This is a genomic window from Cryobacterium inferilacus (assembly GCF_019599185.1).
Classification (GTDB): Bacteria; Actinomycetota; Actinomycetes; order Actinomycetales; family Microbacteriaceae; genus Cryobacterium; species Cryobacterium inferilacus.
Genome location: NZ_JAIEUL010000008.1, coordinates 75,723 through 96,502, shown reverse-complemented (window position 1 = coordinate 96,502; position 20,780 = coordinate 75,723). Strand labels below are relative to the sequence as shown.

At 68.0% G+C, this 20,780-nt stretch carries 25 protein-coding genes and 1 tRNA gene; 10 read left to right on the top strand and 16 right to left on the bottom strand.

Going from position 1 to position 20,780, the window contains the following annotated elements; all coding sequences use genetic code 11:
* Positions 1-100 precede the first annotated feature (100 nt).
* On the top strand, positions 101-535 hold the full coding sequence (locus K2F54_RS09160) for a hypothetical protein (protein WP_158052323.1): 435 nt from the start codon (positions 101-103) through the stop codon (positions 533-535).
* A gap of 57 nt (positions 536-592) precedes the next feature.
* Here K2F54_RS09160 and ychF read toward each other — a convergent pair whose 3' ends face one another.
* Positions 593-1,666, bottom strand: a complete 1,074-nt coding sequence (gene ychF, locus K2F54_RS09155) for a redox-regulated ATPase YchF (RefSeq protein WP_220605558.1) — start codon at positions 1,664-1,666, stop codon at positions 593-595.
* Between the two features lie 154 nt (positions 1,667-1,820).
* Here ychF and K2F54_RS09150 point away from each other — a divergent pair, with 154 nt between their 5' ends.
* Entirely contained in the window at positions 1,821-2,438 is a 618-nt protein-coding gene (locus tag K2F54_RS09150; protein ID WP_220605557.1) for an exonuclease domain-containing protein, read from the top strand.
* Positions 2,439-2,502: 64 nt separating this feature from the next.
* Positions 2,503-3,828, top strand: a complete 1,326-nt coding sequence (locus tag K2F54_RS09145) for a DNA recombination protein RmuC (RefSeq protein ID WP_220605556.1) — start codon at positions 2,503-2,505, stop codon at positions 3,826-3,828.
* A 409-nt stretch (positions 3,829-4,237) separates the two neighbouring features.
* Here the strand turns inward: K2F54_RS09145 and K2F54_RS19140 are convergent, their stop codons facing one another.
* Positions 4,238-4,723: an EamA family transporter gene (locus K2F54_RS19140; RefSeq protein WP_308287591.1), complete on the bottom strand. Its 486-nt coding sequence runs from the start codon at positions 4,721-4,723 to the stop codon at positions 4,238-4,240.
* On the opposite strand from K2F54_RS19140, the gene K2F54_RS19135 reads away from it, so the two are divergent.
* Positions 4,709-4,867 carry a hypothetical protein gene (locus tag K2F54_RS19135; RefSeq protein ID WP_255576901.1) on the top strand — a complete coding sequence of 53 codons (159 nt, stop codon included), beginning with the start codon at positions 4,709-4,711 and terminating at the stop codon, positions 4,865-4,867. The two genes, K2F54_RS19140 and K2F54_RS19135, sit on opposite strands and share 15 nt — an antisense overlap.
* Before the next feature lie 335 nt (positions 4,868-5,202).
* Here K2F54_RS19135 and K2F54_RS09135 read toward each other — a convergent pair whose 3' ends face one another.
* The 8 genes from K2F54_RS09135 to K2F54_RS09100 form a co-directional block, all read right to left on the bottom strand.
* Positions 5,203-5,487 (bottom strand): hypothetical protein, encoded by a 285-nt coding sequence (locus K2F54_RS09135; protein ID WP_220605555.1) that lies wholly within the window; start codon positions 5,485-5,487, stop codon positions 5,203-5,205.
* A gap of 38 nt (positions 5,488-5,525) precedes the next feature.
* Entirely contained in the window at positions 5,526-5,987 is a 462-nt protein-coding gene (locus K2F54_RS09130; RefSeq protein ID WP_220605554.1) for a pilus assembly protein TadG-related protein, read from the bottom strand.
* A complete protein-coding gene (locus K2F54_RS09125) occupies positions 5,984-6,517 on the bottom strand; it encodes a hypothetical protein (RefSeq protein ID WP_255576900.1) in 534 nt (177 codons plus the stop codon). The genes K2F54_RS09130 and K2F54_RS09125 overlap by 4 nt, the downstream gene beginning before the upstream one ends.
* Positions 6,486-6,893: a TadE/TadG family type IV pilus assembly protein gene (locus K2F54_RS09120; protein WP_220605553.1), complete on the bottom strand. Its 408-nt coding sequence runs from the start codon at positions 6,891-6,893 to the stop codon at positions 6,486-6,488. The genes K2F54_RS09125 and K2F54_RS09120 overlap by 32 nt, the downstream gene beginning before the upstream one ends.
* Before the next feature lie 6 nt (positions 6,894-6,899).
* Positions 6,900-7,085: a hypothetical protein gene (locus tag K2F54_RS09115; RefSeq protein WP_220605552.1), complete on the bottom strand. Its 186-nt coding sequence runs from the start codon at positions 7,083-7,085 to the stop codon at positions 6,900-6,902.
* Between the two features lie 61 nt (positions 7,086-7,146).
* Positions 7,147-8,082 carry a type II secretion system F family protein gene (locus tag K2F54_RS09110; RefSeq protein ID WP_220605551.1) on the bottom strand — a complete coding sequence of 312 codons (936 nt, stop codon included), beginning with the start codon at positions 8,080-8,082 and terminating at the stop codon, positions 7,147-7,149.
* On the bottom strand, positions 8,079-8,939 hold the full coding sequence (locus tag K2F54_RS09105) for a type II secretion system F family protein (protein WP_220605550.1): 861 nt from the start codon (positions 8,937-8,939) through the stop codon (positions 8,079-8,081). Before K2F54_RS09105 ends, K2F54_RS09110 begins: the two co-directional genes overlap by 4 nt.
* Positions 8,936-10,168 carry a TadA family conjugal transfer-associated ATPase gene (locus tag K2F54_RS09100; protein ID WP_220605549.1) on the bottom strand — a complete coding sequence of 411 codons (1,233 nt, stop codon included), beginning with the start codon at positions 10,166-10,168 and terminating at the stop codon, positions 8,936-8,938. The genes K2F54_RS09105 and K2F54_RS09100 overlap by 4 nt, the downstream gene beginning before the upstream one ends.
* A gap of 141 nt (positions 10,169-10,309) precedes the next feature.
* Here K2F54_RS09100 and K2F54_RS09095 point away from each other — a divergent pair.
* The 4 genes from K2F54_RS09095 (at position 10,310) to K2F54_RS09080 (ending at position 12,722) form a co-directional block, all read left to right on the top strand.
* Positions 10,310-10,391: transfer RNA gene (locus K2F54_RS09095), tRNA-Leu, on the top strand.
* Positions 10,392-10,519: 128 nt separating this feature from the next.
* On the top strand, positions 10,520-11,200 hold the full coding sequence (locus tag K2F54_RS09090) for a biliverdin-producing heme oxygenase (RefSeq protein ID WP_220605548.1): 681 nt from the start codon (positions 10,520-10,522) through the stop codon (positions 11,198-11,200).
* A gap of 2 nt (positions 11,201-11,202) precedes the next feature.
* On the top strand, positions 11,203-11,880 hold the full coding sequence (locus tag K2F54_RS09085) for a DedA family protein (RefSeq protein WP_220605547.1): 678 nt from the start codon (positions 11,203-11,205) through the stop codon (positions 11,878-11,880).
* Positions 11,881-11,990: 110 nt separating this feature from the next.
* Positions 11,991-12,722: a DedA family protein gene (locus K2F54_RS09080; protein WP_374107281.1), complete on the top strand. Its 732-nt coding sequence runs from the start codon at positions 11,991-11,993 to the stop codon at positions 12,720-12,722.
* Positions 12,723-12,749: 27 nt separating this feature from the next.
* On the opposite strand, the gene K2F54_RS09075 is transcribed toward K2F54_RS09080, so the two are convergent.
* The 4 genes from K2F54_RS09075 to murI form a co-directional block, all read right to left on the bottom strand.
* Positions 12,750-13,670, bottom strand: a complete 921-nt coding sequence (locus K2F54_RS09075) for a cation diffusion facilitator family transporter (RefSeq protein ID WP_220605545.1) — start codon at positions 13,668-13,670, stop codon at positions 12,750-12,752.
* Positions 13,671-13,756: 86 nt separating this feature from the next.
* Entirely contained in the window at positions 13,757-14,347 is a 591-nt protein-coding gene (gene rdgB, locus K2F54_RS09070) for an RdgB/HAM1 family non-canonical purine NTP pyrophosphatase (protein ID WP_220605544.1), read from the bottom strand.
* A 1-nt stretch (position 14,348) separates the two neighbouring features.
* A complete protein-coding gene (gene rph / locus K2F54_RS09065; protein ID WP_308287590.1) occupies positions 14,349-15,083 on the bottom strand; it encodes a ribonuclease PH in 735 nt (244 codons plus the stop codon).
* Positions 15,080-15,952, bottom strand: a complete 873-nt coding sequence (gene murI / locus K2F54_RS09060) for a glutamate racemase (protein WP_220605543.1) — start codon at positions 15,950-15,952, stop codon at positions 15,080-15,082. Before murI ends, rph begins: the two co-directional genes overlap by 4 nt.
* A 109-nt stretch (positions 15,953-16,061) precedes the next feature.
* Here murI and K2F54_RS09055 point away from each other — a divergent pair, with 109 nt between their 5' ends.
* The gene (locus K2F54_RS09055; protein ID WP_220605542.1) at positions 16,062-17,363 is read left to right on the top strand and encodes a beta-ketoacyl-[acyl-carrier-protein] synthase family protein; all 1,302 of its coding nucleotides are present in this window, start codon (positions 16,062-16,064) and stop codon (positions 17,361-17,363) included.
* An 81-nt stretch (positions 17,364-17,444) separates the two neighbouring features.
* Complete coding sequence (locus K2F54_RS09050; protein ID WP_220605541.1) at positions 17,445-18,779, top strand: nicotinate phosphoribosyltransferase; 1,335 nt, start codon at positions 17,445-17,447, stop codon at positions 18,777-18,779.
* A gap of 136 nt (positions 18,780-18,915) precedes the next feature.
* Here the strand turns inward: K2F54_RS09050 and K2F54_RS09045 are convergent, their stop codons facing one another.
* Together K2F54_RS09045 and K2F54_RS09040 are read right to left on the bottom strand one after the other, a co-directional pair.
* Entirely contained in the window at positions 18,916-19,212 is a 297-nt protein-coding gene (locus tag K2F54_RS09045; RefSeq protein WP_220605540.1) for a DUF3039 domain-containing protein, read from the bottom strand.
* Positions 19,213-19,230: 18 nt separating this feature from the next.
* Positions 19,231-20,733: a hypothetical protein gene (locus tag K2F54_RS09040; RefSeq protein ID WP_308287589.1), complete on the bottom strand. Its 1,503-nt coding sequence runs from the start codon at positions 20,731-20,733 to the stop codon at positions 19,231-19,233.
* Positions 20,734-20,780 lie beyond the last annotated feature (47 nt).

Genomic DNA, 20,780 nt, shown 5'->3' with positions numbered 1-20,780 from the left:
TCCGCCTTTCATCAGGTCTCAGTATCCCGACTCGCTGTCCACCTCCGCGGCGCGCTTATCGTGGGGCCACGCCCCCGCCGAGCTGGTAGCGTGAACGTCCATGTGCGCGATCAATCTCTGGGCGGTGAACGCCGCGGCCTTCACCACCGAGTTCCAGCAATTCACCACGGAACGGCTCGGCGTCGCGCCCGTCGACGAAGAGATGAGCATCGGCTCGAGCCGTGTGCGCGGTTCTTCGCGCGTCTTCACCCTGACAACACGCATGTGCGACTGCGACTCACTGATCGGCCGGCGGGCCGATCCTGCGTGCGAGGACGAGATCAGCGCGGAACGCTGGCTCGGCTGGCTTCGCGAATTGCCCGATCATGTCCCGCATGTCTCCCGCATCGCCGTCCTCCGCGCGTGGAGCCCCGACGACGATGTCGTCACCCCGCAGCGCTCTCGCGGCATCCGGATCGGCGAACTCAATGAGACGACTCTGCGCGACATCCGCGACGACATGCTGCTGACGCTCGACTACCCGCGGGCCTGGTAGAAGGCGAACACCCCGGCCGTCATCGACGACCGGGGCGATGCACGCAGAAGCGGCAGTTCACACGTTGAACCTGAATTCAACCACGTCGCCGTCCTGCATGACGTATTCCTTGCCCTCGATGCGGGCCTTGCCTTTGGCGCGGGCTTCGACAACGGATCCGGCGTCGATGAGGTCCTGGAACGCGAAGACCTCGGCCTTGATGAAGCCTTTTTGGAAGTCGGTGTGGATGACTCCGGCGGCCTGCGGGGCGGTCCAGCCCTTGTGGATGGTCCAGGCCCGCGTTTCCTTGGGACCGGCGGTGAGGTAGGTCTGCAGACCGAGGGTGTCGAAGCCGATGCGGGCGAGCTGGTTGAGCCCGCTCTCCTCCTGGCCGGTGGAGGCCAGCATCTCGGCTGCGTCCTCTTCGTCGAGTTCGGCGAGCTCGGATTCAAGCTTGGCGTCGAGGAACACGGCGTTGGCCGGAGCGACGAGGGCGGCCAGGGTGGCGAGCTTCTCGGCATCCTGCAGCACGGCCTCGTCGACGTTGAAGACGTAGATGAACGGCTTGGTGGTGAGCAGGCCGAGTTCACGGATGGGCTCCACGTCGATCTTCGACGCCGACAGCGGCTTGCCGTTGTCGAGGAACGTCTGCGCCTCGAGCGCGGTCTTGAGCACGCTGGGGTCGAGCTTGCGGCCCTTGGTCTCCTTCTCGTACCGCACGATGGCCTTTTCCAAGGTCTGCAGGTCGGCGAGGATGAGTTCGGTGTTGATGGTCTCCATGTCGCCTGCGGGGTTGACCGCACCGTCGACGTGCACCACGTCGGGGTCGGCGAAACCGCGGATGACCTGCGCGATGGCGTCGGCCTCACGGATATTGGCGAGGAACTTGTTGCCCAGGCCCTCACCCTCGCTCGCGCCGCGCACGATGCCGGCGATGTCGACGAACGACACCGGGGCCGGCAGCAGACGCTCGCTGCCGAACACCTTGGCCAGCTTCGCCAGGCGGTGGTCGGGCAGGTTGACGATGCCAACGTTGGGCTCGATGGTGGCGAACGGGTAGTTCGCCGCGAGCACGTTGTTCTTGGTCAACGCGTTGAAGAGGGTGGACTTGCCGACATTGGGCAGTCCGACGATTGCAATAGTAAGAGCCACGAGAGTCCATGGTACCGGCTCAGCCCCTTCGGCGTTCTGCCGCGTCATTTCGGGGCTCGCGCCGGCCGGCGAGCGGGGCGACGGATGCGGCCGGTAGGGCGGCGCAGGGACCTTCGGATTCCGGCAGCGTCGGTGGCGCGTGAGAGCATGAGGCGTGCCCGTCAATTTCACCGCCATCGATTTCGAAACCGCCAACTCCTCGGCCGCCTCCGCCTGTTCGGTCGGCCTGGTGAAGGTGCGTGACGGCGTTGTCGTCGACAAGATCGGCTGGTTCATCAAGCCGCCCCTCGGCCACGACCTCTTCCAGGAATGGAACATCAAGATCCACGGCATCCGCCCCGAGCACGTGGCGGCGGCGCTCAGCTGGTCGCAGCAGTTGCCCAACCTGGTCGACTTTGCCGACGGTGACCTGCTCGTGGCGCACAACGCCGGCTTCGACCTCGGCGTGATCAAGACCGCCTCCGCGATCACGGGCATGACCGTGCCGGATTTCCGCTACGTCTGCAGCCTGCAGGTGGCCCGCAAGACCTACCACCTCGACTCCTACCGGCTGCCGGTCGCGGCGATGGCCGCCGGCTTCGAGGACTTCTCGCACCACAATGCCCTGGCCGACTCCGAGGCCTGCGCGGCGATCATGATCCACGCGGCCGATCGGCACGGCGTCGACAGCATCGAAGACCTGGCCCGCATCTGCGGTGTCAATGTGGGCGTGATCGGCCCGGTCGCCACCCGTGAGCACCGTGCCACGCACGGCCCGATGGCGCTGAACTAGCCGCGCCCTCGCGACGCGCGCGCGGCCTGCCGGCCGTGTCGGTGCCCGCTGTCAGACTGGCCGCATGGACATCCTCGCGCTTCTCCTCGGTCTGATCCTCGGCGTGGTGCTCGGTGCGCTGCTGTGCGCCGTGCTCCTGATGCGCCGCCGGTCGGCCGGCCCGACCGGCGACGACCCCGCCGTACTCGAGGCCCGGCACCAGATGCTGCTCACCGAGACCCGCGCCAGAGAGGCCGGCGTGCAGTCGCTGCTGCGGGAGGAACTCGCCTCGATGCAGGCCACCGCCGACGGCCTGCGCGACCAGATCGCCGACCAGAAGCGGCAGTACCGGGAGATCGTCGACCGGCAGCGCGACGACCAGGCCGCCCGGGCGCAACTGGACCGGCAGGAGAGCCAGGTTCTGCAGGCCCTCGCCCCGGTGAAAGACAGCCTGGCGAACATGCAGCAGAAGGTCGCCGAGCTGGAGCAGCAGCGCAGCCTGCAGCACGGTGAACTCACCGAACAGCTGAGGGCGGCTACCGAGTCCGAGGAGCGACTGCGCAGTACCGCCGAATCGCTGGCCTCGGCCCTGCGCGCCAACAACACCCGCGGGGTCTGGGGCGAGACCCAGCTGCGCAGCGTGGTCGAGGCCGCCGGGCTCATCGAACGGGTCGACTTCGACGTGCAGTCCAGCATCAGCTCGGATGCCGGCGCCGGCCGGCCGGACATGGTCGTGCACCTGCCCGGCGGCAAGAACATCGCCGTCGACGCGAAGGTTCCGTTCACCGCGTTCCTCGAGGCCAGCCAAATCCCTGCCACGGCGACCGGGGCCGATGGCGCCCAGCGCGCGGTGTTCATGAAGGCGCATGTGAAGGCCGTGCGCGACCACGTCACCGCCCTGGGCAGCAAGGCCTACTGGCAGGGCCTGGAGGCCTCGCCGGAGCTGGTGATCGCGTTCATCCCGAGCGAATCGCTGGTGTCCTCGGCGCTGGAAGCCGACCCGTCGCTGATGGAGTTCGCGTTCAGCAGACGGGTGGCGCTGGCCTCCCCCGTCACCCTGTGGTCGGTGCTGAAGACCGTGGCGTTCAGCTGGCAGCAAGACGTGCTCACCCACGACGCCCAGGTGCTGTTCGATCTCAGCCGGGAGCTGTACTCTCGGCTGGCCACGACCGCTACTCATATCGAGAAGCTCGGCCGCGCCATCGAGCGCACGGTGAAGGACTACAACGGCTTTGTCGGCTCAATGGAGCGCCAGGTGCTGCCCACCGCGCGCAAGCTCAACGCGCTCGACGAGTCCAAGGTGCTGGCTCCCCTGGTGGGCATCGAAGAGACCCCGCGCGAGCTGGCCGCATACGAGTTCGTGGCCGCGCTGGAGACCGACGCGCTCGAGTCGATCCCCACCCGGGACTAGTCAGCTCGGCTCCACTCCCGACCGGAGCCGCGCAGACCCCAACCGGGCGAACCCGCTTCCGCGGCGCCTTCCGCCCGGCGATGCGCGCGCTGGGCGCATGAGTCGGAACTCGCAGATGAGTTGCCCGGTCAGGCCCCTTCACCGGCCGCGACGGGGGCCAACGACCATATCGCCGGCAGGCCGACCTCTCGCCGAGATGCCGCAAGATGCCCCTTCCACGCCGGCGAAGGGTGCCTTTGCGGCAAGTGGAGGTGGTGTGCCCCGGCGACATGCCCCAAAGTGCCCCTTCAGCGCCCGGGAAGAGCACTTATGCGGCAAGTCGGCGGGGGCTCCCTCCGAGCCGGGTGCGCGGGGCGGGCGCTACGGGCGTCGTTGCGAACCGGCGCGCACGGATGACGCGGGGCGCCGGCTACGGGATGGCGCGGGCGGTTCGCTCCAGGTCAGAGACCGGTTGTTCGCGCTGGGTGGCGATCGCCGCTCCGGCCGCGACACAGACCACGAGGATGGCGACCTGCTGCTGCAGCAGCAGGCTCTCGCCGAGCACGAGCACCCCGAAGACCGCCGCGATGACCGGGCCGAAGCTGGTGATGATGGCGTAGAGCCGCGGGGTGATCCGCCGCAGGATGAAGGTGTCCAGCGTGTACGGGAACGCCGAGGACAGCACGCCCACGGCCACGAGCAGCCCGATCACACCCCAGTTCAGCGTCGAGTAGTCCACCGTGAACACAGCCAGCGGCACGAGCAGCACCAGACTGACCAGACTGGCGATGGTGATGCCCTCCAGGCCGGGCAGCTGAGTGGCCACCCGCCGGGTGAGCAGAATGTAGCCCGCCCATGCCGCCGCCGCGGTGAGCGCCAGGACGATGCCGAAGGGTCGAGCGTGCCATCCGACCACGTCAGCAGGAAGACGCCGCCCGCCGCCGCCGCCGCGCAGACGAAGTCGACGAACCGTCGCGACGCCGCCAGTGCCACGGCGAACGGGCCGAGAAACTCGATGGTCGCCGCCACGCCCAGCCCGAGCCTGGCAACGGACTCGTAGAAGGTGAGGTTCATGACCGCGAGTACCACACCCAGCATCAGCGCCGGCCACAGCCTGGCCCAGGTGAAGGTGACGAACTTGGGTCGGTAGAACGGCAGCACGGTGATCGCCATCACGAGCTGGCGCACCGCCACGACCACGGGCGAGCCGACCATCGGTATCAGCAGACCGGCCAGCGACGAACCGTAGTTGATGGTCACCTCTGTGACGAGCTGGGCTCCGGCGCCGGTGAGACGGTCACGCTTGGCTGTCACTGTTCTCCTTCGCCGAGCGGATGCGGCCCTCCGACGACATTACCGGCCAGCTGGCAACCGGTCGCCCCGTGCCGCGCCGGGTCAGCCGCGCCGGTAGCCCAGTCGCCCCAGCGCCGCCGGGTCGTCCTCGATCTCGGCAACACCGTCGAACGCCGCGTCGGCCGGGTAAACCAGCAGCGGCACGCCCGCCACGACCTGGATGGTGACGTCCAGCAGTCGGTCGGGGTCGGTGGTGTAGCAGCGAATGGGGAAGAATTCTCCGAGCGGCTTGCCCGCGGTGACGGCGTCGTTCAGGTAGCTCACCAGGGAGTCCGCGAATCGGTTGGAGACGGTGAAGCTTCTGCCGTAGTAGTCGATGCGTTTCATGGTTGGAACTCTACCGAGCGCAGACAGTGGAACACCGGTCAGTGGAACACCGAGCGGGCGACGGCGGTCACGTCCATCGGCAGGCCATCCGGCACGAACAGGGTGAGCACCGGCGGTCTCCACCAGGCCTGCAGCGTGACCGTCGCGCTCTGCCCGTCCACCGTGTCGGCGCGGGTCACCACCACGTTCTCCAGGTTCGGATGCGGCGCCGCGGCGAGGTACGCCGTGGCCGCTGCGCGAATCTCCGGGCTGGTGAGGGCGGCGTGCAACTCGCCGGAATCGATCGCGACCGCGTCGAGGGCGAAGGATTCCGCGCCGGCGAGCGCCGCACCATCCGCCAGCGTGAACAGCTTCTTGCGTTCGAGGTACAGGCTCGTGGCGGCGACCACGATCAGCACTACCACCAGGGCGAGGAACCCGTAGAAAATCGTCAGCAGCAGGGTCGACCCTTCCTCGCCGTGCGGTGCAGGCCGGTTCGCGGGACGTGCCGGTGGCCTCATCCTTCGCTCCAGAACCTGGACACGGTCTGCGTCGCCGACGCCTGGAGCGGCACGCTCCCGCCGTGTGACTGCGTGAGCACGGCGGGCACGAACGGGAGGTCCACCCGCACACGCACCGTCACGGTCACGACGCTGCGGCGGGACAGACACTCGGCGCCGGCCGCACAAGCGATACTCACCTCGGCGGCGGCCGCATCGATGCCGTAGTCGGCCAGGCCCACCAGAACCGCCCGCTCCGCGCGGGCCTCGGCTTCGCCCGCGGTGGGCGCTTGCACGTAGACCCTGGCGGCCTGCCTGGCCGCGCCCTCCACGGCGAACGCGCCGCCCTGCAGCACCGACATCGCCAGGACGAGGTAGACCAGCGGCACCAACAGGATCAGGCCCACCGTGATGAACTCCAACGACGCGGATCCGGTGTCGCCGGCGAGCTGGGTCTGCCAGCCGGCCAATCGCTCGCGCCATCGCACGGGTCGCCGCGGCACACTCCGCTGTAGCTGCTCACTCGTCGTCCAGCCCCTCGACGACAGCATGTCCTTCCACCTCCAACCCACGGGTCATGCCGAGCAGGCCGAACACCGGCAGCGGGGCCAGCACCCGCACCCTCACCCCGGGTTGACCGGCGACCTCGGTGTAGCTGGCCGAGACCTCAGTGGCGTAGGCCGGGCCGAGCACCGCCGTGATCAGGTCCCGGCTACGCGCCGCACCACGGTCGAGCCCGCTGTCGGCCAGGGCGGCGTACCTGGCTCCCTCCGCGGCGGCGTCGAGCACGGTATTGCGGATGTGCAGCGCCAGCGCCAGCTGCAGCACGGCCAGGGTCAGCGCGGTCAGCAGGGCGGTCACCATCACGAACTCGGCGACCACCGAGCCCCGTTCGGTGTCCTCAGGCCAGCGCCAACGATGCCGCATGGCCGGCTAAATACCGCTGACCCGGTCGATGGCCTGCTCGAAGATGCCGCTGAGGGCGGGTCCGGCGAGGCCCCAGATGATCATGACAAGCCCCGCTGTCATCAGGGTGATCAATACCCACCCGGGCACGTCCCCCCTCTCGTCGTGCAGCCCGCTGCGGAAACGGTTCTTCAACTGGTTGATGAGACTCACGGTGTCCTGCTTTCTTCTGGGTGGTGCACGGCTGGTACGGGATGGTTCGGGTCGGGTTGGTCTAGAAGCCGGTCTGCAGAACGAACAGTCCGGGAAAGATCGCAAAGACGATGGTCATCGGCAGGATGAGGAACACGAGCGGCACCATCATGGCCACCTCCTTCTTGCCGGCCGCCTCGAGCAGCTGACGCTTGGCTTCCTCCCTGCCGTCCTGCGCCTGCGCGCGCAGCACCTCGGCGAGCGGGGAGCCACGGTCCATCGCCCCGACGACCTGGTCCACGAACCTGGTCAGCGAGGTGAGCCGCATCCGGCGGGAGAGGTCGGTGAGGGCCTCGGTCACGGAGACTCCCGCGTGCACATCGCCGATCACACCGGCGAACTCGCGGGAGAGTTCACCGGAGGTGCTGCGCGCGACCCGGCGCAGTGCATCCAAGATGCCCTCCCCTGCCGCGAGGGACAGGGTCAGGAACTCGAGAATGGTGGGCAGTTCGCTGTCCATCCGCGCGAGCCTGGCGGTGGCCGCGCGGGTGAGTTGCAGGTCTCGCAACATGACTCCCGCAGCCGCCGCCAGGAACGGCGTGGCCACCTGCACCACCACCGGCCAGGCGCGACCAACCGGGGTGCCGAAAACCGTGAGAACCGCACCCGCCAGGCCCAGCAGTCCCCAGACCAGCTGCTCCGACCGGAAAGCCTCGACCGACCGGGTCGACCCCGATTGGCGCAGCCGTCTTTCGATCACGTCGGCACCGCCGAGCACACCGGCGAGGGCTTGCGCGAGAGCGTCGAACACTGGCGAGAACATCGTGCCGAGCACCGGAATCGGGTCGACCGACCGCCGACCGACGAACAGGCGGGCTTCGGCAGAGACGTCGAGCAGATACGGCGCGAGTCGGTTCGCCAGCCTGGGCCGGCTCAATCTCGGCGTCAGGCTCACAAGGGACCAGAGCCCGAGGCCGAGCACCGAACCGAAGAAGGCTCCCCAGGCAAGCGCGCTCATTGGAACCACCGCCGTTCCTCCGGCAGGCGTCCCAGGGCGAGCATCACTCGGTACGCGATCACCGACACCGTCAGGCCGCCGAGGATGACCACGGTGCCGGCCTCCGTGTTGAACGCCTGTGCCGCCTCTGGCCGGGAGCTGATCAGGACGAGCACGATCCACGGCGCCGCCACTCCCAGCCTGGCGGCGTTCACCACCCAGGACTGTTTGGCCTCCACCTCTGCGCGCACGGCGGCGTCCTGGCGAAGCCAACTGGACAGGCTGCGCAGCACCACGGTGAGGTCGCTGCCGCCGACCTCCCTGGCCATCCGCAGGGTCTCGAGCAACCGGTCCGCGAACGGGTCGGCGAGGGATGCCTTGAGCCTGTCGACGCTGTAACCGAAGTTTCCGGTGGCCCGGTATTCCCGTTCGAACTCGGCGAACGCCGTGCGGGTGACAACCGGACCGGCCTGGGCAAGGCTGCTCACCGCGTCGGGCAGGGCCAGGCCGGACCGCACCGCCGAGACCAGGTGGTCGACGACGTCTGGCCAGACGGCTCGGTTGAGCCTGCGCCGGGAGCGCGCCCGCCACAGCACGATCAGGGTCGGCAGCACCAGCCAGACCAGTCCCGCAACCGCGGTCAGGGCGCGCACGCCCAGCAGCGCCTCGGCGAGCGCTGCCGCCGCCACGGCGAGCAACCCGGAGAGCGTGGCGAACACCGACAGCGGCAGGCTGGCGAAACCCGCCTGAGCGAGACGGGCCCGCCAGGCGGCGAGCATCCTGCCGCTGCGGGTGTCGCTTCGGGTGGTCGGCCACAGCAGCGGCGCGCTCATCAACACCAGCCCGGCACCGAGCAGGCTGCCCAACACCAGGATCATACCGACCCCCTCCGCAACACCTCGACCGGGTCAAGGCCGGCGGCTCGGAACTTGGCGAGCTTCGTGGGAAACCCGCCGGTGTGCTCCAGCACCCCGTCCTTCATCAGGAAGAGCGGGCTCGCCTCGATCGTCGAACCGGTCAGCGTTCCACTCGGTGCGATGATCTCGGTGACCCGGCGGCGGCCGTACCGGTCGATTTCGCAGTGCACGACCAGATCGATGCAGCCGGCCACGGTGGGCAGCACGAATGAGGAATCAATGTTGCGTCCGGCCAGCAACGGCAGGGTGGACAGTTTGCCCAGGGCGTCCCTGGCGCTGTTGGCGTGGATCGAGCACATGCCGGGGAGCCCGCTGTTGAGGGCGATGAGCAGGTCCAGGCTCTCCGCCTCGCGCACCTCCCCCACGACCAGACGATCGGGCCGCATCCGCAGTGATTCCTTGATCAGCCGGCGCAGGGTGATCTCGCCCGCACCCTCCAGGCTCGGCTGCCGGCACTGCATCGCGACAACGTCGCGCGCGCCCACACTCAGTTCGAAGGTCTCCTCCACGGTCACGATGCGTTCGGTGCGGCGGGTGGCCGTCAACAGGGCGTTGAGCATGGTGGTCTTGCCGGTGTGGGTGGCCCCGGAGACCAGGATGTTCTGCCCGCCGCGCACGCAGACCCGCAGGAAATCGGCGGCCGGCTGGGTGAGCGCGCCCAGCGCCACGAGTTGGGTGAGGTCGCGGATGCGGCGGGTGAACTTGCGCACGTTCACCGCCCAGTGCTTCTGCGTGATGTCGGGGATCACCACGTGCAGCCGCGACCCGTCCGGCAGGGAGGCGTCCACAAACGGAGAGGACAGGTCCACCCGCCGCCCGGAGGCCTGCAGCATCCGCTCGACCAGGTCGCGCACCTCGCGTTCGGTGAGCACCATCGTGGTCAGTTCGGGCACGCCGTCCCTGGCAACGAACACCCGGGTGGGTGAGTTGATCCAGATCTCCTCGATCTCGGGGTCGTCCAAGAACGGCTGCAGGGCTCCGAAGCCGGTCAGCGATGCGACCACTTCCCTAGCCGCCTGGAACTCGTCGGTGATCAGCGGCATCGACCCGCCGAGGGCCCGCTCGCTGTAGCGGCGCACCTCATCGCGCACGTATTGGTCGGCCAGACCCACGTCGGCGGCAAGATCGACGCCGTCGCGGCGCACGCGCAGCCGGACCTGCTCGGTGATGATGCGCACGGCCTCACTCATAGTGGAATCCTGCGGCACGAGCACGCCGGCGTGTGCAAGTTATCCACAGGATGCCGGGAGGTTGGTCGTCGCGGCTGCGACGCCGGCCGGGCGAGCCCTCGATTCGACGGCCCGCACGCGCCGTAGACTGGAGCGGCACTCGCGGGAGTGGTGAAATTGGTATACACGCAGGTTTTAGGTACCTGTGCCGAAAGGCGTGAGGGTTCAAGTCCCTTCTCCCGCACCGACGGGCTCCGGAACCGGCGCTCAGATGCCGTCCGGCTCCGCTGTAAACGAGAATTCTCTCCAATTCCGACGACCGCGGAGCGGGTAAGTTAGGATTGCCTTACTCCCACCAGCAGATCGGTTCTCATGACCGCGATCCCCGTCAGCCCCCAGCATTCCGATGGCACTCAGCCCGTCTCAGAGGCGCAGCCCGGTCTGGCCGAACACCTCCGGGCAAGTTCGAGCGGCCAGCACCGCGACACCGAGACGCGTTCGTTCATCACCGAGCTGCTCAGCGGCGAGCTTTCCCTCGCGGACTACACCCGCTACCTGGGACAGTACGCCTGGGTCTACGAGGCCCTCGAACAACTTGTCGACCGGGTATCGCAGGTCGATCGCATCGAGGTGTTCGACCCGGCCCTGGAGCGACTCCCCGCCATTGAGAGCGACCTGGCCGCGCTCGGGGTGCAGGACTGGCGCCGCGAACACCCGCCGCTTCCGTCGACGACGGCGTACATCACGCACCTGCAGTCCCTCACCAGCGCCGACAGCGTGCGCTGCCTGGCCCACCATTACACGCGCTACCTCGGCGACCTTTCCGGCGGTCAGGCCATCGCCGCGCTGGTGGCCCGTCACTACGGGGCCGTTCCGGAACAGCTGGGCTTCTACCGATTCGACGCGATCAACAACATTGTGGAGTACAAGCGCGCGTACCGGGACAGGTTGAACAAGCTGCGCCTCGAGCCCGGCGCGGTGGACACCCTCGTCGCCGAGGTTGACGCGGCGTTCACCTACAACGGCGCCGTCTTCGACGGGCTGGCCCGCTAACCATGCTGCGTGCCGCGGCGCTGGACGGGCAGCTCAGCGATTTCGTCGCGAGCGCAGGCGTAGTGGTGTTCTATCTGCTCGTCTGGACGCTCGTTTTCGCCGGTACCGCCCTGTTCCTGGGCGTGTTCATTCCCTTCATCACGGGCGATTCCCTCCTCTTCGGGGCCGGCCTTGTGGCCGCGTCCACAGCGAGCCTGAACATCGTTGTGCTCGCGGTCGGCGTCGGCGTCGCCGCCTTCCTCGGCGACCAGGTCGGCTTCCTGCTTGGCCGACGGTACGGTCGCGGCTACCTCGACAAACGCGGCGGCCGGCGCACCCAGGCCGCGATCGTGAAGACCGAGTCGTTCTACCTCAAGTACGGCTGGTGGGCCGTTGTCGTGGCCAGATTCATGCCCTGGGCGCGCGTGTTCGTGCCCGTCGTGGCCGGTGTCGGCCGGATGAACTACTACAAGTTCGTCTCCAGCAACCTGGTCGGCGCCCTCGCCTGGGGCGTGGGAATCACTCTCACCGGCTACTACGCTGCGGCGATCCCCGGGGTGAAAAGCGCGGCGTACATCATCGCCGCCTTCTTCATCACGGCATCGATAGTCTTCGGGTTACGCACCTGGCTCGCCGACCGGGCGAACAACCGGCTCGAGGTCCGCACCGGCACAGGACCTCCCAACACATTGGGGGGTTAGCCCACCCCTTCATCAGGGCTTCCGATGCCAGAACGCGGTAACCTGTAGCGACGCAAGCGATCACCGCCGACTGGCCGATCTAGCCGCCGACGACTGGAGTTTTCTTCGTGATTAACACCGCACTCATCCCGTGGCTCGACCCTGAGGTGCTCATCAATGGATTCGGTCCGTGGGCTTTGCTGGGCGTGTGCGCGATCGTGTTCGCCGAGACCGGTCTTCTGATCGGATTCCTGCTGCCCGGCGACACTCTGCTGGTGATCACCGGCCTGTTCGTCTTCTTCGACATCATCACCATCGACATCTGGTGGGTCGCTCTCGCGATCGGCGCCGCCGCCTTCATCGGTGGTGAAGTGGGGTACCTGATCGGGCACAGGCTGGGCCCGCGGGTGTTCGAACGCAAGGAATCCGGGCTGTTCAGCGTCAAGAACGTGCAGCGAACCAACGCCTTCTTCGTCCGCTTCGGCGGTTTCGCCGTGATCGCCGCCCGATTCGTGCCGATCGTACGCACCTTCGCCCCGGTCGCCGCCGGCGTGGGACACATGAACTACCGCAAGTACACCCTGTACAACTTCATCGGCGCCATGATCTGGGGCGCCGGCCTCACCTTCTTCGGCTATTTCCTGGGCTACATCCCGCCGCTGGCCGACTTCGTGCGCGATTACATCGACCTGATCCTCATCGGCGCCGTCGTGCTCACCCTGATCCCCACGATCTACCACTACGTCCAGTCCACGGTGAAGGCCCGCCGCGAAGCCCGTGCCGGCGTCACCGTCGACCCGGCGAAGCTCGTGCTCGACCCGGACACGTTCGACACCAACAACGACGGCAAGCACGAGGCCTGACCCCGGCTGACCGACCCGCTCGAGCGGTCAGCGGTGCGAGTGGTGCTCGTGTTCCGCATCCGCCGCGTGGTCGGCCGGTTCGAGCTGGAAGGTGGAGTGGTCGACGTCGAAGTGGCCGGACAGGCACCCCGAGAGTTCACGCAGCAGCTCCCCCGATCGACCCGCGGCCAGCACCTCCGGTTCGACCACGATGTGGGCGCTGAACACGTGCGAGCCCGATGTGATCGCCCACACGTGCACGTCGTGCACCGCCACGACTCCCGCGGTGCCCTCCAGGTGCTCCCGGATGGCGCGCATATCGGTGTCAGCCGGCACTGACTCGCTGAACACCTGCACGACATCGCGCAGCAGCCCGAATGCCCGCGGCACGATCATCGCTGCGATCACCAGTGAGGCGATGGCATCCGCCTGTGCGAATCCGGTGGTGAGGATGACGACGGCCGCGATGATCACGGCCACCGAACCGAGCGCATCCGCCAGCACCTCGAGGTAGGCGCCGCGCATGTTGATGGAGCCGGCGGCGGCGGGACGCAGCAGCAGGATGCCGACCACGTTGGCGAGCAGGCCGATCACGGCAACGACCAGCATCGGCGCGGCCAGCACCTCGGCGGGAGCGTCGGAGAACAGCCGACCGACGGCGCCGGAGACAACGAACCCGGCCACGACGAGCAGGATCAGCCCGTTGATCATCGCGCCGAACACCTCGGCCCGCTGGTAGCCGAAGGTCTGCCGGTCGGTGGCCGGCCGGGCGGCAACCACGGTCGCGGTGAGAGCGATGATCAGGCCGGCCAGGTCGGAGAACATGTGCCCGGCGTCCGCGAGCAGGGCCAGCGACCCGGTGAACCAGGCACCCACGATTTCCACCACGAGCACCGTCGCGACCAGGCCGATGGCGATCGACAAACGCGAGCGATTGCTCGTCGACGTGGATGCGTGGTCGTGGCCCATGATTCAACGCTACGAGCCCCAAGGAGGGAAAGCCAGCCCGGCCGCTAGTTGGGAATGAGTGCCGTTCTCAGCTCGCCAGAAGCGCGTTAGCCGGCCAGGAGCTCCGTCAGGACCGGTCCGAGGGCGGTGAAGGCGATGGCCCGGTGACTCACGGCATTTTTCACGTCTGCCGGCAGCTCGGCGGCCGAGATGTCGTGCCCGTCCGGTTGGAAAATCGGGTCGTAGCCGAACCCTCCGCCGCCGGCGGGTTCGCGCAGGATCCGGCCAGGCCACTCCCCCGTCACGGCTCGCTCCACCCCGTCCGGCATCGCCAAGGCCGCCACGCAAGTGAAGTGGGCGGCCCGGTGCTCGTCGGTCATGTCGCTGATCTGCCAGAGCAGCAGGCGCAGGTTCTCCTCGGAGTCCCTGGCCGGGCCGCCCCACCGAGCGGAGAAGATGCCGGGGGCGCCGCCCAGCACGTCGACGCAGATGCCGGAGTCGTCGGCGATGGCGGGCAACCCGGTGTGCGCGGCGGCGGCGCGCGCCTTGATCAGGGCGTTCTCGGTGAACGTTGCGCCGTTCTCGACCGGCTCAGGGCCGTCGTAGGCCAGCACCTCGAGGCCGGGCAGCATCGGCGCGAGGATTCGGCGCAGCTCCTCGACCTTGTGGGCGTTGTGGGTGGCGAGAACGACGCGCACGTCAGCGGCCCAGGGTGGTCTTCTGCAGTTCGGTGAGCGTGATCGCCCCACCGAGCGCGAGGTCGAGCAGGGAATCCAGTTCGCTGCGGTCGAACGGTGCGCCCTCGGCGGTGCCCTGCACCTCGATGAACTTGCCCCGCCCGGTGACCACGACGTTCATGTCGGTCTGGGCACGCACGTCTTCGGTGTACGCCAAGTCGAGCATCGGCACTCCGGCGATGATGCCGACCGAGACGGCGGCAACGCTGTCGGTGAGCGGCTGTGCCTTCTGAGCGATGAACTTCTTCTCCTTGCCCCACTCCATGGCGTCGGCCAGGGCCACGTATGCACCGGTGATCGCCGCGGTGCGGGTGCCGCCATCCGCCTGCAGCACGTCGCAGTCGATGACGATGGTGTTCTCGCCGAGCGCCTTCATGTCCACGACGGCGCGCAGGCTCCGGCCGATCAGCCGGCTGATCTCGTGGGTGCGGCCGCCGATGCGGCCCTTGACCGATTCGCGGTCCATGCGGGAGTTCGTCGAACGGGGCAGCATCGAGTACTCGGCGGTGACCCAGCCCTTGCCCTTTCCAGCCATCCAGCGCGGAACGCCGTTGGTGAACGACGCCGTGGCGAGCACCTTGGTGCGACCGAACGAGATCAGGGCAGATCCTTCGGCCTGGTCGCTCCAGCCGCGTTCGATGGTGACGGGGCGCAGTTGGTCGTTGGTGCGGCCATCGGCGCGCAGGATGTCGGTCACGGGTTCTCCTTGAAAAGACGGGGCGTGGTGGACGCGGCGGCCAGTCTGGCCACCTCGTGAAGGCTGATGGTGCCCGTCGCTACCAGGTCGACACGGGCGATCTCCGGGCCGAGCAGACGGTGGGCGAGGCGGAGGAAGTCATCCGCGCTGGCACCGGTGGCTTCGTAGCGGTAGCTGGGCGGCGTGTTCACAACCCGTTCGAGGCCCTGGCCGACCAGCACCCGGTACACGTCGTTCGCCGTCTCGGTGTGGCTTGAGACCAGCGTCACGGCGTCCCCCATCACGTAGGAGATCACCCCGCGCAGGAACGGATAGTGGGTGCAACCGAGCACCAGCGTGTCCACATCGGCGGCCTTCAGTGGCGCCAGGTATTCCTCGGCGACCCGCAGTACCTCATCGCCGGTGGTCACGCCGGATTCGACGAACTCCACGAACCGCGGGCAGGCCTGGGAGAAGAGCTGAATGTCGGTGGCGGCGGCGAAGGCATCGTTGTACGCGCGGGAGTTGACGGTGCCAGCGGTGCCGACCACTCCGACCCGGCTATTGCGGGTGGTGCCGACGGCGCGGCGTACGGCGGGCTGGATGACCTCGATCACCGGCACGCTGTAGCGCTCCCTGGCGTCGCGCAACACGGCGGCGGATGCGGTGTTGCAGGCGATTACCAGCAACTTCACATCCTGGGCCACCAGGTCATCAAGAACGGCGAGGGCGTACTCGCGCACATCGGCGATTTTCTTGGGTCCGTATGGTGAATGTGCCGTGTCGCCGATGTAGAGGATCGACTCATTGGGCAGTTGGTCCTTGATGGCCCGGGCGACGGTTAGTCCGCCGACCCCTGAGTCGAAAATCCCAATCGGTGCATCAGTCACGTCGATCAAGCCTAGCCGGGTTCGACCGTTCGGCGATGTGACACCCCTTATATGCCGAGAACCGCCCAACGTACGTGGGCCGGAATATAGCCGTAACTACACTCGGCATATGGGCCAGGCCAACCAGGCAGAGCCCGCACCGGAGACGTCCCTCGCGCCGTCTGAGGAGATGATCGTCATGAATGATCGAGTCGTAATCACTGGTCTGGGCGCACTGACGCCCCTCGGCAATTCGTGGACCGAGACCTGGGACGGCCTGACCAACGGCCGCAGCGGCGTTGCCCGCATCACCCAGTTCGACGCCACCGACCTGCCCACCCAGATCGCCGGCGAGGTCAAGGACTTCGACCCGGCCACTCGGATGTCGATCAAGCAGGTGAAGCGGGCCTCCCGTGCCTCGCAGCTGGCGATCGCCGCAGCCAGGGAGGCCGTCGCCGATGCCGGCTTCGGACCGTCCATGGAGGGCATCCACACCGGCGTCATCGTGAACAGCGCCGTCTCCGGCTACGCCGAGATCCAGGATGCCACCGAACACGTCAACGCCGGCAGCCCCCGCCGCATCTCCCCTCGCTTCGTTCCGTCGTCGCTGATGAACATGGCCGCGTGCGAGATCGCGATCGATCTGGGCGTGCACGGGCCGGTGAACGCGAGCGCACTGGCCTGTGCCAGCGGCGCCTACGCGCTCCTCGAGGCGCGCACCATGCTCATGACCGGAGACGCCGACGTGGTCATCGCCGGCGGCGTCGAAGCGGCGATCACCCCGGTGATGTTCGCCGGCCTCAACGCCATGCACGCCGCATCCACCAACAACGACGCACCCGCAGAGGCCAGCCGGCCCTTCGACGCCAACCGCAACGGCCTCGTCTTCGGCGAGGGCGCCGTGGTGTTCGTCATGGAGCTGCTCTCGCACGCCCGTGCCCGCGGCGCCCGCGTGTACGCGGAAGTTCTCGGCGGCGCCCTCACCAGCGACGGCTTCAGCATCGTCGCCCCCGACCCGTCCGGAAAGTACGCCAGCCAGGCCATCACCCGAGCGATGGACAAGAGCCGCCTCAACCCGGCCGACATCGACATGATCGTCGCCCACGGCACCTCGACCCAGGCCAACGACAAGGCCGAGACCCTCGCCATCCGTGAGTCGCTGCGTCACTTCGCCGACAAAATCTCGATCACCGCGCCCAAGTCGATGACCGGGCACATGATCGGCGCGGCCGGAGCGCTCTCGGCCATGATCGGGGCGCTGTCGATCAAGCACGGCATCGTGCCGCCCACGATCAACCTGCGCACCCCCGACCCCGACTGCACCCTCGACTACACACCGTTGACCGCGCGCATCCAACCCATCAAGCACGCTCTGGTGAACGCATTCGGCTTCGGTGGGCAGAACTGCATCGTGGCGTTCGGCGCCCTGTAGGCAACACCCGCGAAACGCCGGTACCGCCCCCTTCGGAGCATCTGCAGGTGCCGGCGATGCGGGTCCCGCTAGGCTTGCCGCGTGACCGAGTCTTCTGCGCTTCGAACCGACCGTTATGAACTCACCATGGTGGATGCCGCGATCCAGAGCGGCACCGCCAACCGGGAGTGCATGTTCGAGGGCTTCGCCCGGCGGCTGCCCAACGGGCGCCGGTACGGGATCGTCGCCGGTACAGGTCGGCTGCTCGACCTGATCAGGGACTTCCGTTTCCACGACGCCGAGCTCGACTGGCTGCGCGACAACAACGTGGTGCGCCCGCCCACCCTCGACTGGCTCGCCGACTACTCCTTCAGCGGCAACATCTGGGGTTACCGCGAGGGTGACGCCTACTTCCCCGGCTCGCCGATCATCCAGGTCGACGGCACCTTCGCGGAGTGCGTCGTGCTCGAAACCCTCATCCTGAGCGTGCTGAACTACGACAGCGCCGTCGCCAGCGCCGCAGCCCGCATGGTGTCGGTGAGTCTGGGTCGCCCGTTGGCCGAGATGGGTTCCCGCCGCACCGGCGAGTACTCCGCCGTGGCCGCGGCCAGGGCCGCCTACATCGCCGGATTCGGCGCCACAAGCAACCTCGAGGCCGGCCGCAGCTGGGGTGTGCCCACCATGGGCACGGCCGCGCACTCCTTCACCCTGCTGCACGACAGCGAGGAGGACGCCTTCCGCGCCCAGGTCGACGCGTTCGGCGCATCGACGACCCTGCTCGTCGACACCTACAACATCGAACGCGGCATCGAGCTCGCCGTCGCCGTCGCCGGCACCGGCCTGGGCATGATCCGGATCGACTCCGGCGACCTGCCGACCGTCGCCGCGGCAGCCCGCGCCCAGCTGGACGCTCTCGGCGCTGTGAACACGGGAATCACCGTGACCAGCGACCTCGACGAATTCTCGATCGCCGCGCTGTCGGCATCGCCCGTGGATGCCTTCGGCGTGGGCACCTCGCTCGTCACCGGTTCCGGCGCTCCGGCGGCGGGCATGGTGTACAAACTGGTGGCGCACAAGAACGCGAACGACGAGTGGGTGTCGGTGGCGAAGACCTCAGCGTCGAAGGCCTCCGTCGGCGGTCGCAAGAGCGCGGTGCGCAGTCTGGACGCCAGCGGCACCGCCCGCGAAGAGATCGTGCGGGTGGATGCCGACGGGCCGTCGACTGCTGCCGACGCGGTCGTCACCGACGCGTCCGGCGCCAGCGAGCGTTCCCTGCTCGTGCCGCTCATGCAGGCCGGCGTCGTCGACGAACGTTACCTGGGCGCGGCCGGTACCAGACTCGCCCGCGAGCAGAACGCCGCGTCGATGCGCGAACTGCCCATCGACGCGTTCCGGCTCGGCCGCGGCGACGTCGTCATCCCGACGGTCTACCGCTAGCCGCCGGGATTCCGCCCCAGCTCGGCACTTCGGCGATGCGCGGGTCAGGCGCTGTTTCGCGGGTGGCATGCCACCCGCGAAGCGGCGTATCACCCGCGATACGGACTGCGCGAGGGAGCCGAGGGCGAGGTCGCGGTCAGTCCTGCTTCATCTTTTCGTAGATGGCCTTGCAGGTGGGGCAGACCGGGAACTTCTCCGGGTCACGGCCCGGCAGCCACTTCTTGCCGCACAGCGCCTTGACCGGCTTACCGGTCATCGCGGACTCGAGGATCTTGTCCTTCGGAACGTAGTGCGAGAAGCGTTCGTGGTCGCCTGGCTCGATCTGCTCCTGATTGAGGAGTTCCTCGAGCTCACGGTCCAGGGTTGACGTTCCGCCGCCGGTTCCGGGGCCCTGGCCGGGGTCAGCAATGCTCGCGCGAGTGTCGTGTGTCATGACTACAAGTGTATGCAGCTACGCGCGCAATGCGGAGGAGAGCATCTCGGGCCCGCGGCGTTCGAAGGTGCGGGACCCCAACCACACGCCGCCGATCAGCATCACGAAACCGATGCCCAGGCCCCAGTAGAGGGCAGGGAGATTCCAGATCGGGTCGACGAAGATGCCGAGCACGGCGCACACGATGGCCGGAATCGCGACCACGATCGATCCCACGAAGGTCAGCGACTGGATGATCGCTGCCGCGGTGTCCGAGGACTGCGGTTGGGCGAACGGGCTGTCGCCTGGCTTCGTTGCCGGGTAGGGGAACCGTGCCGACGTGTAGCTGGAGAATCCCAGCCCGGCCAGCAGGATGCAGGTGCTCACACCGAGCAGCCCGGGGAGCACCGCCCAATCGCCGTGCACGCTGACGCTCACGGCAGAGCCGAGACCGATCAGCGGGATCCCGACGAAGAGCGCCGGGACAAGCCGGCCGACCCGGTCAGCCACGCCGCGCGGACCGGAGACCACGTGCAGCCAGATGGCGGTGTGGTCGTAGGCCACGTCGTTGTGCAGGGTCCAGCCCAGGAACACGCACATCAGCGGCACGGGCACGAGAACCAGGTACTCGAACGGCATCCCAGCGAAGACCAGCGGCAGAACCACCAGAACGGGCACGATCGGGATCATGATCAGGGAGACCCAGTACCGCGGGTCTCGACCCCAGTAGGTGATGCTGCGGGCGGCTATGGCGCCGATGGCGTTGTGCGGCATCCGGTCGAACCAGCCCAGCCCGCCATAGGCGCGGGCCTGCGCCTCCCGGCCAGGGGTGACGAGCATACGGGCCACCAGGCCCTGCCAGGCCAGCCAGAGCAGGTAGGTGGTCGCCGCGGCGATGAGCAGTCGGAGGATCGACGCCCCCCAATTCCCGAGGGCGGCATCGCCGGGAACGGCCCACCCGGCACCGAGCGGTGTCCAGGCGAGGATGGCCGCGAACCCGCCGAGCAGGTCGAGACCGTACCTGCTCCAGTCGACGTTGAACAGCAACACGACGACGGGGGTGATCATGACGATGAGCAGAATGCCGAGGATGCCGGTGAACTCGCGGGCCCGCCTGGTGGAGAGCATGAACGCTGCCAGCGAGGTGCTCACTCTGGAGGCCAGCATGCAGGTGGCCAGCAGCAGTGCGGCCGCGAGGATGGCGAGCAGGATCTCCCCCGGACCCCTGGACCAGGTCACGATGGTGCCGATCAAGACCAGCGCCAGAGTGGTCGCTGGCACGCCGACGAGCGAGGTGACGGCGAGTCCCAACGCCAGTTGCTTGTTCGGGATGCCCATGGTGTTGAACTTGCGGGGGTCCATGCTGTCGTCCACACCGAAGACCAGCGGGACGAGGAAGAAACCGAGCACCACAATCGACCCCGCCACGATCAGGCCGTCCCGAATGGTGCGGATGTCGTCGACGGAGCGGAAGGTCACCAGCATCGCCACGAGGGCGCCGGCGACGAGCAGTCCGTAGAGCAGGCCAAGCGCAACTCCCACGACCTGCCAAGGACTACGCCGGAAGAGGTTGGCGAGGAGCCTCAGCT

Excerpts from the sequence above, each read along its gene's own strand:
- K2F54_RS09120 (WP_220605553.1), bottom strand. The coding sequence starts at position 6,893 with ATGCGGCATCGTTGGCGCTGGCCTGAGGACACCGAACGGGGCTCGGTG.
- K2F54_RS09135 (WP_220605555.1), bottom strand. The coding sequence starts at position 5,487 with ATGAAACGCATCGACTACTACGGCAGAAGCTTCACCGTCTCCAACCGA.
- K2F54_RS09105 (WP_220605550.1), bottom strand. The coding sequence starts at position 8,939 with ATGATCCTGGTGTTGGGCAGCCTGCTCGGTGCCGGGCTGGTGTTGATG.
- K2F54_RS09075 (WP_220605545.1), bottom strand. The coding sequence starts at position 13,670 with ATGGGCCACGACCACGCATCCACGTCGACGAGCAATCGCTCGCGTTTG.
- K2F54_RS09110 (WP_220605551.1), bottom strand. The coding sequence starts at position 8,082 with ATGAGCGCGCTTGCCTGGGGAGCCTTCTTCGGTTCGGTGCTCGGCCTC.
- K2F54_RS09125 (WP_255576900.1), bottom strand. The coding sequence starts at position 6,517 with ATGCTGTCGTCGAGGGGCTGGACGACGAGTGAGCAGCTACAGCGGAGT.
- K2F54_RS09085 (WP_220605547.1), top strand. The coding sequence starts at position 11,203 with ATGCTGCGTGCCGCGGCGCTGGACGGGCAGCTCAGCGATTTCGTCGCG.
- K2F54_RS09145 (WP_220605556.1), top strand. The coding sequence starts at position 2,503 with ATGGACATCCTCGCGCTTCTCCTCGGTCTGATCCTCGGCGTGGTGCTC.
- K2F54_RS09055 (WP_220605542.1), top strand. The coding sequence starts at position 16,062 with ATGGGCCAGGCCAACCAGGCAGAGCCCGCACCGGAGACGTCCCTCGCG.
- K2F54_RS09090 (WP_220605548.1), top strand. The coding sequence starts at position 10,520 with ATGACCGCGATCCCCGTCAGCCCCCAGCATTCCGATGGCACTCAGCCC.
- K2F54_RS09045 (WP_220605540.1), bottom strand. The coding sequence starts at position 19,212 with ATGACACACGACACTCGCGCGAGCATTGCTGACCCCGGCCAGGGCCCC.
- K2F54_RS09130 (WP_220605554.1), bottom strand. The coding sequence starts at position 5,987 with ATGAGGCCACCGGCACGTCCCGCGAACCGGCCTGCACCGCACGGCGAG.
- K2F54_RS09100 (WP_220605549.1), bottom strand. The coding sequence starts at position 10,168 with ATGAGTGAGGCCGTGCGCATCATCACCGAGCAGGTCCGGCTGCGCGTG.
- K2F54_RS09160 (WP_158052323.1), top strand. The coding sequence starts at position 101 with ATGTGCGCGATCAATCTCTGGGCGGTGAACGCCGCGGCCTTCACCACC.